Origin of the sequence: Clostridium sp. DFI.1.208, from assembly GCF_024463855.1 — a bacterium.
Lineage (GTDB): Bacteria > Bacillota_I > Bacilli_A > Erysipelotrichales > Erysipelotrichaceae > Clostridium_AQ.
In genome coordinates, this window is record NZ_JANGCA010000104.1 from 1 (window position 1) to 7,231 (window position 7,231).

Annotated in this window: 10 protein-coding genes; 9 read left to right on the forward strand and 1 reads right to left on the reverse strand. The window is 32.4% G+C overall.

From position 1 onward, the window contains the following. Positions 1 to 263 precede the first annotated feature (263 nt). From NE665_RS22905 to NE665_RS22925, 6 genes are read left to right on the forward strand one after another with little or no spacing between them, the layout of a single operon-like run. A complete protein-coding gene (locus tag NE665_RS22905; RefSeq protein ID WP_117442286.1) occupies positions 264 to 1,220 on the forward strand; it encodes a hypothetical protein in 957 nt (318 codons plus the stop codon). Continuing rightward, positions 1,217 to 1,678 carry an ABC-three component system middle component 2 gene (locus tag NE665_RS22910; RefSeq protein WP_117442285.1) on the forward strand — a complete coding sequence of 154 codons (462 nt, stop codon included), beginning with the start codon at positions 1,217 to 1,219 and terminating at the stop codon, positions 1,676 to 1,678. The genes NE665_RS22905 and NE665_RS22910 overlap by 4 nt, the downstream gene beginning before the upstream one ends. Before the next feature lie 2 nt (positions 1,679 to 1,680). Next, on the forward strand, positions 1,681 to 2,058 hold the full coding sequence (locus tag NE665_RS22915) for an AAA family ATPase (RefSeq protein WP_178759978.1): 378 nt from the start codon (positions 1,681 to 1,683) through the stop codon (positions 2,056 to 2,058). Positions 2,059 to 2,105: 47 nt separating this feature from the next. Further along, a complete protein-coding gene (locus NE665_RS22920) occupies positions 2,106 to 3,560 on the forward strand; it encodes a hypothetical protein (protein WP_220431382.1) in 1,455 nt (484 codons plus the stop codon). A 15-nt stretch (positions 3,561 to 3,575) separates the two neighbouring features. After that, positions 3,576 to 3,860: a virulence RhuM family protein gene (locus NE665_RS24790; protein WP_257354304.1), complete on the forward strand. Its 285-nt coding sequence runs from the start codon at positions 3,576 to 3,578 to the stop codon at positions 3,858 to 3,860. Next, the gene (locus NE665_RS22925; RefSeq protein WP_257354305.1) at positions 3,844 to 4,431 is read left to right on the forward strand and encodes a virulence RhuM family protein; all 588 of its coding nucleotides are present in this window, start codon (positions 3,844 to 3,846) and stop codon (positions 4,429 to 4,431) included. Before NE665_RS24790 ends, NE665_RS22925 begins: the two co-directional genes overlap by 17 nt. Positions 4,432 to 4,942: 511 nt before the next feature. Here the strand turns inward: NE665_RS22925 and NE665_RS22930 are convergent. Then, the gene (locus tag NE665_RS22930) at positions 4,943 to 5,119 is read right to left on the reverse strand and encodes a hypothetical protein (protein WP_220431381.1); all 177 of its coding nucleotides are present in this window, start codon (positions 5,117 to 5,119) and stop codon (positions 4,943 to 4,945) included. 250 nt (positions 5,120 to 5,369) lie between these two features. Here NE665_RS22930 and NE665_RS22935 point away from each other — a divergent pair, with 250 nt between their 5' ends. The 3 genes from NE665_RS22935 to NE665_RS22945 all read left to right on the forward strand — a co-directional run bounded on the left by NE665_RS22935 (position 5,370) and on the right by NE665_RS22945 (position 6,972). Beyond that, entirely contained in the window at positions 5,370 to 5,660 is a 291-nt protein-coding gene (locus tag NE665_RS22935) for a helix-turn-helix domain-containing protein (RefSeq protein WP_220431380.1), read from the forward strand. 46 nt (positions 5,661 to 5,706) lie between these two features. Next, entirely contained in the window at positions 5,707 to 6,111 is a 405-nt protein-coding gene (locus NE665_RS22940; protein ID WP_117442284.1) for a VOC family protein, read from the forward strand. Between the two features lie 138 nt (positions 6,112 to 6,249). Then, entirely contained in the window at positions 6,250 to 6,972 is a 723-nt protein-coding gene (locus NE665_RS22945) for a DUF5131 family protein (RefSeq protein ID WP_044905054.1), read from the forward strand. Positions 6,973 to 7,231: the final 259 nt, after the last annotated feature.

Sequence of the window (7,231 nt, forward strand, 5' to 3'; positions counted from 1 at the left end):
TATATCACAAATTACCAATAATTACCATATAATAAAACGAAATATTTGACAAAATAATCATAAAAAAAGCCTTTGATAAAAAGCTTTAGAAGATGTTGGCTATATATAGTCTGTCAAAGACCCGAGTCTGATATCTAATTCTATAGTAATTAGATATATTTTTTTTGCGCATGTTTTTGCCTCTGGTGGAAGCGATTTCAAAATTTTGGCTTTTGTGGTATTATATTAGTAAGATATTATCTTTGAAGGGAGAAGGAATTATAATGGAGAGAGGTTTTAAATATTTAATAGATATACATGGGCAAGAAGGCGCAAGAAATGTTTTTGAAGAAATTTGTATTCAAATTTTTCAACATAAATATGGTCCTGAAGCAAAAGCGGTAAGATTAAGTCAAGGAGATGGAGGTATCGACGTATTAGTGGGAGATTTACCGGCGCCTAGAATAATATATCAATGCAAGTTTTTTCCTGATGAAATAGGAAGTTCACAAAAAAAACAAATTACTGATTCTTTTGAAACTGCAACGAGAAATTATACACCTAGAAATTGGTATTTGTGTTTACCATTAACACTTGACAAGGAAGAGCTTCTTTGGTGGTCAAAGTGGAAAGCAGAACGTGAAACTACGAATCTTAAGATTGAATTATGTGATGGAAGTTATCTGATACGAAAATTGAAAGATTACAAAATGTATTCACAAATATTTGATGACGATATAAGAAATGCTTTACAGAAAATACTAGAAGAAATGACTGCATTTAAAGAAGATGTTGCAAATGAAATTATTTATGGATATGATGATGCTGAAAATATCGTTGTTGTCTACCAAGATTATATTTTTGTCAAAATGCTGGAAAGTGCAAATATTAAAGATACAGATGCATGTATAATTGATTTTTACAATGCTGAAATCGCAATGTACACTGAACTAAGCAAGGATGCAGTTGAAGGATTAAGAATTTATAATAATTTAAAGAATAAAATTCATTCATTATGGCGAACACAGTATAGGATTATCAATAACTCAAACGACGGGAATAATTTATTAGGAAACGTTTGTCAAAGAATAGAGGATCTGGATTCTACTATGCTTAAAACTTCAGGATACTCATTGCTCGCAAAAAATGGTATATTACATCAATTAGCAGATGAAAAAAAATTAGGTTGGATTGAGAACTATCTCATTAAATTATCTGAGTATATGGAGCAAAATTTATGAAAGAAATAATAAGTAAAGTAAATTATAAAGAGTTTAACCTTACAATGTTAAGAATCATGGGCTTTCTAAATGTTTTAGGTAAGAATCATAAAAAAAATACGAATAGAGATAGAATTTCCTTATATGATTTTTATTTAAAATTTCCTGAATTGCTGTCAAAAATTGAATATGAACAAGATTTTGATACAAAATATTCTTATTTTCATTGGATGCCTGACTATAATTTTTACTCAGCCATTCTTTCTAACTTGAAGTCTAGAAATTTAATTGAGGTCGATAAATCAGGTAATTTTTCAATCACTCTTCTTGGTGAAAATTTCATAAGTAAACTTGAATTAAAGTATCTAGATAAAGTAAAAGAGAGTAGCAATTTTATTATATTAAATATATGCAAAATGAGTAATAAATCAATAATCGAAGATATTAATTCTTTGATTATTGAAGAGAGGGGAATTTAATAATGAAATTGTTTATAGAGGTATTTCGTCTAGTAGGTTTCAATAAAAATTATGAGATTAAATTTAGAAAAGGGTTAAATTTTATTTCAGGACCCACGTCAACAGGAAAGTCTACTATTCTTGAATTAATTGATTATGCTTTAGGCTCAGATTCTCATAAATCATATATAGAAGTACATCAAAAATGTAAAGATGTAGAAGTAGAGTTAATGTTAAATGGTACACTCTTCAAAATAAGGAGGAAATTATTCAATTTTAATCTTCCAATTGTTGTTGAAATATTCGATACAGAGAAAAATACTTTTGTACATAATGGTATATATTTTCAAGATTCTGATGAAGGGCAAATGACACTATCTGATTTTTTATTATCAAAATAGGATTAGATGGTGTTATTATAACTAATCAAAAATTTAGTTTTCGAGATTTGTTTAAATATTCTTATTTAAAGCAAACCAAAATTGATAATGAAGATATATATGATGCAGAGAATAATTATGTTTTAAATTATAAAAGAAAGGCTACCTTTGAAATAATTTTTGATATATATGATAAATTAATTAATGATCTAAAGGCACAATTGAAAGAAAAAAAAGATGAGTTAAGTAATGATAAAACAAAATATAACGGGATTTCTGAATTTTTAAAGAATGCCGGAATTAATGATTTTAGTGAATCTGAAAAAGTTAAATATAAAATAAATCAAGAAATCAGCGAGTTGAAAAATAGATTGTCTATTATTAAAAATAAATCATTTGAAGATATAGATAATACACTTGTGAAAGAATTAAATAGTGTCATCGCCAAAGATAAATTAAATGTTTTAAAATTAGAAAAACAGTTAAATGATCAAAATGACTATATCAATAAACTTATTTTACTCTCTAATCAATATGATAAAGAAATTGAAAAATTAGATGCTGCAATTATGGGTATAAATTTAATAAACAAGTATGATTATTTATATTGTCCTAATTGTATGAAGCCTCTTTCAAAGCATACTAATACAGATTGTCAAATATGTGGGAAAACGATGGACGAGGTTGTAGAAAATATTGCTTTATTAAGGGCAGAGCGAATAAGTAATGTTAAGAAAAGAAATGAAATTGATAAGCATATCAGAGAACAAGAGCTGAAAGAAGAAACTATAGAAAACGAAATCAAGAAATTAAGTCAAGTTTTATCAAAAAACAATCGAATATTAAGTGAATTGACTGAACAATTTATCAATCCGTATGTGGAAGAAATTGGTCTTATAAATTTGAAAATTGGAGAACATTATAAAGAATTGGATGAATTAAAGAAAAATTTGGATTTTATCAAAGAGTTAAATAGATTAACACTTCTTCTAGTCCAAAAACAAAAAGAAGTTGATGCTCTAGATACTAAAATTAAAACAAAAAAATCGTCAAGTGATAAAGATGAAGTGTTAATAGGGCTTTCTAGCACATTCAGTAATATCTTAAAGTCATTTAAATTTCCAAAATTAAGTGATTCATTCATAAACAAAAATAATTATTTACCTTACGTAAGAGGAAAGAAGTATAATGATATAGGAAGTTTAGGAGCAGTAACTTTGATAACGATGGCATATTATTTATCAATCTTACTAGAATCTAAGTCAGAGGATTTAAATCATTTAAATTTATTGATGATTGATACCCCACGTAAGAATTTAGGATCTTCTTCAAAAGAAAAGGATTTTCAAGATGATGAAATATATCATGCTGTTATTCGGTATTTAATACAAGTATGTGAGGATAACGATGATGATTTGCAATTAATAATTGTTAATAATGGATATCCTGATTTTTTACCTAATGATAATCTGGTGGCTGAATTTTCTTCTAATGGAAAAGTTGGATTAATCGATGACATCTAATTTTCTAAATCAATTATGTTATTGATACTCTTTAAGAATATTTATGAAGAAGGTGAATTAGTTCGTGAAGCAACTGTTGCAAATTTTGCAACAGTTCAAAATGAAGGAAACAGACAAGTAGAAAGAAATATAGAATATTACAATCTTGATGTAATTATTTCGGTTGGTTATCGTGTGAAATCAAAACGAGGGGTACAATTTAGAATATGGGCAACAAACCTTATTAAAGAGTATTTGAAAAAAGGATTTGTGCTTGATGACAAACGCTTAAAAGAATTAGGCGGTGGCGGAATACTTTAAAGAATTACTTGAAAGAATTCGAGATATTCGTGCGTCTAAAAAGGTGTTTTATAGACAAATTCTTGAGATATATGCCACAAGTATTGATTATGATCCAACTGCTGAAGTATCTATTCAATTCTTTAAAAAAGTACAAAACAAAATTCACTATGCTATTCATGGTGAAACTGCAGCTGAAGTTATTTATCATAGAGTAGATGCTGAAAAAGAATTTATGGGTTTAACTACTTTTTCTGGAAATCATCCAACATTAAAAGAAACGAAGATTGCAAAGAATTATTTAAATGAAAAAGAGTTAAAAGCAATGGGGCAACTTGTGTCAGGGTATCTTGAGTTTGCTGAAAGACAAGCAGAACGAGAGCAAGTGATGACAATGGGAGATTGGGTAAAACACCTAGATAACATTTTAACAGTCACTGGAGAAGAATTATTAGTTGGTAATGGCTCGATTTCTCATAAAAAAGCCATGGAGAAAGCTGAATTAGAATATAAGAAATATAACGCAAAACCATTAAGCGATGTTGAAAGAGATTATTTAGATGCGATTAAGGAATTAGAAAATTTGAAGTAGAGGAGATTTTTATTATGATTAAAGAATTGTATTTAGGTATTGAATGGGCGAAATTTGTATAATGAATTGCTACGTAGAGGGTATGGAGTTTATGTTGGAATTCTTTATAAAAAAGAAGTAGATTTTGCTGCAATCAAACAAAGTGAAAAATTTATATTCAAATTTCGACTATTAATGATGTGAAAATTTTGAAAGGGAAATGAGCACGTTATTAAAAAATGATGACGCCTATTCTAAAATGGTTATAGCAAGGACAAGCCATGATGAATATCAATATGAGGGTATTAGAAAAGTTGATATTTCTGATTGGTTACTGAATGATTAAGATAAAAATAGAAAGTTCCTAAATAACGGAAGCAGTCTTAATAATTAAGAAAGATTACACAAAGAGGTACGCGTATGATACAGAAAGAAAGTCTTACAGATATCAGGAGAGAAAGCATACTTATGCAGGGCGATGAGTATGCCTATATACTACCCAATGTATCATTAAACGCCTATATCTCAAATTTTACAATATCCTTTCCAATGCATCCATGATATCCAATGCATATACGATAATGCCCCATGGCAGTGTGACGCTTGTAATATTTGAATACGGAACCTTATTGCACAGCTTTCTATTCGGACCGACAACAAAGCCAAAAAGAGTAGGAGATATCGCGAATAAATGTAAATGTATTTTCATAATAGAATTTCAACCAGCCGGATTCTTTCCCTTTACAGGGATACAACAACAGGATTTAAAAGATAAAATCATTCCTTTTATGCAACTCGATACAGTGTTGGATTGGAAATTGCGCTGTTGCTATCTTCACAGCAGTACAGCGAATGAATTGCTAATGAATGTGGAAGACCTCCTTCTGCATACTATACAATATCCATATTCCAAAGAACTCATGCTTGCCATGAGGTTAATCATTCAGTCAGAGGGCACCTTGCCTTCCCAGGAAGTTTCAGATCAGGTATACTACTCCCTGCGCCATCTCAACCGGCTGTTTCAGCAGTTTGTTGGTACTAGTATAAAAGCTTTCTCCCGACTGGTACGTATAAATAAAGCAATTCGGCTTCTGAATCAAGAAGGCACATCCACTGCGCTTGTATGCGATACACTGCAATATTATGATGTCTCTCATTTCGTGAAGGACTTCAGAAATGTCTGCGGCATCACGCCGCAGGAATACAAAGAAAATATGTCCGATTTTTACAGTGAAATCGCTAAATTTTAGAGTATGATGAAGGGGGAGCATAAAAGCGAAAGAGAGGATATGAAGAATGAAATTCAAGGAAACGACGATTCGTGTACTGGTACGGAAGAATTATGGAGAATGCTTTGATTTTTACACACAGAAGCTGGGACTGCATGTAGTTTGGGGAGACCGAAATGGTCCCTATACTTCCTTTGCGGCAGATTCGCAGGAGGAGCCCTGCTTCGCTATCTTTTTAGGTGATGCCATGCCGATGTTTCAGGGATATGTGCAGCCGGATACAAATAAGCAGCCGGACACGGTAACTGCAGTCATACCTACAGATGATCTGAATCAGGATTACTGTCGTTTACAGGAAGCTGGTGTGGAATTTCTTGGAGAGCCGCAATTTATAGAAGCATGGGGCATGCGGTGTACTTACTTCAGAGACCCGGAAGGAAATCTATTTGAACTAAACGATGCCAGCGTGTAATGTGTCAGCTATACATAAGATAATCTAATCAAAGCTGCAAACCGAAACATATATGCAGGAAAACTTCAGTCTTTATGGAAGCTGCTAGTATGCATGTAAAAATTCAGGTAAAACAATATTTGAAAGTGAGGAAGCCGTATGAACTGGGAACCATGGACAGGGTGCTATAAAATCAGCGAGGGCTGTACAAATTGCTATTTTTACGGTCCTCATGCAAAACGGTATGGTCAGAATACCATACAGAAGACGGATAAATTTGACTGGCCGATCCGAAAGAACGCAAAGGGTGAATACAATATCAAAGGAAACAAGATTCTTGCGACCTGCTTTGCCACGGATTTCTTTCTGCCGGAAGCCGATGCCTGGCGTGAGGAAATTTGGGCGATGATCAAGCAGCGGACGGATATAGAATTTTTGATTCTGACAAAGCGAATTGATCGTTTTCCTGTCGCCTTGCCAGATGACTGGGGAAGCGGATATGAGCACGTGAATATAGGATGTACCGTCGAAAATCAGGAAGCAGCCGATTACAGACTGCCCTTATTTCTATCCTATCCCATGAAGCGTCGGTTTATCGCCTGTGCCCCGTTACTGGAAGCGATTGATTTAACACCATATCTCGATGGTGTTGATCATGTCACTGTAGGCGGAGAAACCGGAAGAGAGGCACGCATATGTGATTATGAGTGGGTGCTTGACCTTCACAGGCAGTGCGTGGAAGCCGGTAAAACCTTCTGGTTTAAAAATACAGGCTCTTTTTTCAGACATGACGGTATCATAGAACGAGTGAATCCATTCAAACAGACAGGAAGAGCGAAGCAATGCGGGATTGATATAACAGACGGAAGAAGATTGTTCTAATCGATGGTTATGTATTTTACCATGATAAACGATTAGGATTATGCAGTCTTCTTTGACTGAGTCGGATAATTAAAACTGCGTAATTTGTACTGTCTATAATAAGATAAACAGATAAAGAAATGAGAGCAATCTCATTTCAGACTGTTGACAAAGTGACTGTCGACAGTCTTTTTAAAATCTGATAGAATATCTGTGGCAGAAACGTACTTCATAAACCCAAAAATAGTCGACGTTTCTGCCATTTATTATGCCAAAAATG

Excerpts from the sequence above, each read along its gene's own strand:
- NE665_RS22905 (WP_117442286.1), top strand. The coding sequence starts at position 264 with ATGGAGAGAGGTTTTAAATATTTAATAGATATACATGGGCAAGAAGGC.
- NE665_RS22910 (WP_117442285.1), top strand. The coding sequence starts at position 1,217 with ATGAAAGAAATAATAAGTAAAGTAAATTATAAAGAGTTTAACCTTACA.
- NE665_RS22915 (WP_178759978.1), top strand. The coding sequence starts at position 1,681 with ATGAAATTGTTTATAGAGGTATTTCGTCTAGTAGGTTTCAATAAAAAT.
- NE665_RS24790 (WP_257354304.1), top strand. The coding sequence starts at position 3,576 with ATGTTATTGATACTCTTTAAGAATATTTATGAAGAAGGTGAATTAGTT.
- NE665_RS22930 (WP_220431381.1), bottom strand. The coding sequence starts at position 5,119 with ATGAAAATACATTTACATTTATTCGCGATATCTCCTACTCTTTTTGGC.
- NE665_RS22940 (WP_117442284.1), top strand. The coding sequence starts at position 5,707 with ATGAAATTCAAGGAAACGACGATTCGTGTACTGGTACGGAAGAATTAT.
- NE665_RS22945 (WP_044905054.1), top strand. The coding sequence starts at position 6,250 with ATGAACTGGGAACCATGGACAGGGTGCTATAAAATCAGCGAGGGCTGT.